Genomic DNA, 461 nt, shown 5'->3' with positions numbered 1-461 from the left:
AATCATAGCTTTTTGAGGGGCTACCCTGCATTGAAGACAGGGATAGGTCTCCATTACGGCACAGTTGTCGCCGGCGTTCTGGAAAGTGGATGTCACAGCGAATTAACGGTCATTGGTGACGCGGTTAACGTCGCCCAGCGTTTGGAGGCTTTGGCCAAACCTCTCGATGCTCCTCTTGTTGTGTCGTCAGCTTTAGTGAGTGCTTTGATAAAAACCATGCCTCCCGCAGACTGGATTCAGCAGACGTCAGTCGAATTGCCGGGACGGCGACTACCCATAGACATATGGTACTTGCAACGAACAGCCTCTCCTGTCTCACAACTTAGGCAAGATTAGTTTATTACGCACCAGACGGTAATTCTATGATCATAACGACGTTGAAGTCTTACGATCAAGCCTTTAGGCGAAATTTACGAAAAATTTAGTTTAATTTTACTGATCTGAGGCCCCCTATGTCGATC

At 47.5% G+C, this 461-nt stretch carries 1 protein-coding gene; it reads left to right on the top strand.

Annotation, left to right across the window (positions count from 1 at the left end; all coding sequences use genetic code 11):
- Positions 1-12 precede the first annotated feature (12 nt).
- Positions 13-336, top strand: coding sequence for an adenylate/guanylate cyclase domain-containing protein (locus ACTHUM_RS19510; protein WP_440403942.1), 324 nt, complete (start codon positions 13-15; stop codon positions 334-336).
- The last annotated feature ends 125 nt before the right edge of the window (positions 337-461 follow it).

The sequence above is a fragment of the Neisseria sp. P0021.S006 genome (assembly GCF_051956895.1).
The sequence above is the reverse complement of the archived record's forward strand: the minus strand, read 5'-3'. Positions and strand labels throughout refer to the sequence as shown.